Genomic DNA, 2495 nt, shown 5'->3' on the forward strand with positions numbered 1-2495 from the left:
GTAGGCTCGGCAAACAACGCCTTTCCGCTTTACAGCGGTAGGTTTTCGCTTACCTGCCCCCGAACCGTACTTACACGTCTCCATGTATACGGCTCTCCATCTGTAACATCATCTTACTTGACACATCTCTGGATTTTTGCGTTACACTCCGCACATACAACCAAAGTCTTTCTGTGCATGTAGAGCATTTTGCGTTCCCAGTCATTTTTACCTTTTAACTCTTTGAGTGTGCGGACATGGTGCATTATCACTTCTCCGTGCTTGCCACATAGTTCGCACGTTTTTGTTGTAAGCCTTTCTATCAGACTCAACGATGGCGTTTTGAACATGTACGGCAGATTGTCACTTGGGGCTGTTTCACAATCCGTTTTGCGGGCATATCCCTCATTATAGAATACCCTGTACTTGGTTTCTCCTCCCTTGTTTACAAAAGGCACTGCAAAGAGATTGTCCTTGCGGTATCTTTCAATGACTTTTCTCACTGACATATTCAGCTTTTGAGCAAGAGTTTTGTACATGGAGAACTTCATAATACAGCCGAAAGAGCGTCCCAAAGCCGATGCATTGTTTGCTATTGAGTAATAGTTGTAGAACCCTCGTATTTCGGTATTAAACTGAGATACAATCTCGTGCGCTTCATTGTCAATCATATAAGTCCTGCCTTTTGACACCCATGTCTCCTTGCCGTGTTTGGGGACAACTTTCATGGCTTCGAGGCTGAACAGCTTGTTCTTGATTACTTCTCTTGAAACGTGTAGTATCACATTCCCGTTGAAGTATCTGCGCACTGTTCCGTTACTGTTTCTCTTTGTGGCATAGTCTTTACGGACATATATTTCGTAACCCAAAAATTTTGCGCTGTCTTGTGCATTTGTAATCAAAGTCTTTTCCTGTGACATCTCCAGCCTTAACTTTTCCTGCATAAACTTAGTGATGTCAGCTTTGATTGTCTCACATTCGTTTTTCGTTCCGATAACTCCGATAAGGAAATCATCGGCATAGCGCACGTATTTCAACCTGCGAAAGTTTACATCCATATCATTGCCACTTGGCATTGTAAGTATCAGCTTCTGCTTTTCGTGCAGTTCTTCTACCATCCTTGTTCTTACGTTTACATCCTCTACTTCATTTATCCTACGTTTTAGGTAGTGTACTCTGCTGTTGAGTTTGCAAATATCCTTGTTGCGGCTTCTTGCTGTCCCTTTATTGAATTTGTTGGCATATTCATCCATGTACTTATCGAACTTGTCTAGGTATATGTTTGCCAAAATAGGGCTTATGATACCACCTTGCGGTGTCCCTGAATAAGTCTTGTTGAATTGCCACTCTTCCATGTACCCTGCATTGAGGAATTTCCGTATCAGACGAAGAAATCTGTCGTCTGCTATTCTGCCTTTCATTATTTCTATCAGCACATTATGGTCTATGTTGTCAAAGAAGCCTTTTATATCTCCCTCAATGAACCATTTTGCACCGTTGAAATTGTTTTGTAGACTTTTCAGTGCTGTGTGGCAGCTTCGGTTTGGTCTGAAACCGTGCGATGTCCACTCAAAGTGTCCCTCATATATGGCTTCAAGCACCATTCTTACTACCTCTTGAACCAATTTGTCTTCAAAAGACGGTATTCCTAGCGGACGCATCTTCCCATTTTTTTTCGGAATGTAAGTTCTCTTTGCAGGATTGGGACTATAAGTCTCATCCTTTATACTCTCTATGAGTTTGTTTATCCTATCAATGCTCATTTCATCCTCAGTTTTGCCATCTGTGCCGGGTGTCATGTTGCCCGGCTTTGCATACATACGTTGGTAGGCGACAAAGAACATCTGTTCATTGAATAGAATACGGTAAAGCCTTTCGTATTTATACTCGGGCTCATTGCTGTGTCCAGCTAAAATGTTTAATACTTGCTCTGGATTTCTCATACGTCTCTCACGTTTTCCGTTGTTTGTATTAAAGTTACAGACTACTTCCCTTCGCCATGTACAAGGCTTTCCCTTGCTCAGACTACTACGGAAGTTCCGTTACCATATCGGATATTCAAAAGCTTTCTTTATAGCTGTTTGTTCCAGCGTTCCGACTTAGGTAATCCCCAGTTAGTTCTCTTAATAACTATTAGCACGACATACTGTCGGATGCGACTTTCGTTCTTGTCCGCTTATTGCGGCTGTGTCATAGTCGGTTCTTTATGCTCTGCACTAACGCACAAAATAGGCAGAGTACTATGAAACAACGTATGTATAATAGTCTTCCGTTGTTGCAAGATCTGGTACCACTGAACTATCATTCAACCAATCAAGGCTTCATCCTTATGTATGTCTTTTCGTCTTGCCCCTCAGTCGCCACCTGACTATTAGTGGACTTGGAGCTTTAATCAGTATGCTACACTCCCCATCGGGTTTCCCCTTTGGATAAACTGATTGACGATAGGATTATATCGAACCCAATCCTAACTTCTTGCTAAAGAAGTATTTATTAAGCGACCATTCTGGGCGCAC

Annotated in this window: 1 protein-coding gene; it reads right to left on the reverse strand. The window is 42.1% G+C overall.

The window, feature by feature from the left end; translation table 11 throughout:
- Positions 1-113: 113 nt before the first annotated feature.
- Complete coding sequence (locus tag DW947_RS21270) at positions 114-1922, reverse strand: reverse transcriptase/maturase family protein (protein ID WP_119958631.1); 1809 nt, start codon at positions 1920-1922, stop codon at positions 114-116.
- Between the last annotated feature and the right edge of the window lie 573 nt (positions 1923-2495).

The organism is Bacteroides sp. AM44-19, assembly GCF_003603395.1.
Taxonomy (GTDB): domain Bacteria; phylum Bacteroidota; class Bacteroidia; order Bacteroidales; family Bacteroidaceae; genus Bacteroides; species Bacteroides uniformis.

What these genes read in the sequence shown, in the direction of transcription:
- DW947_RS21270 (WP_119958631.1), bottom strand. Translation starts at nt 1,922, where the DNA reads ATGAGAAATCCAGAGCAAGTATTAAACATTTTAGCTGGACACAGCAAT.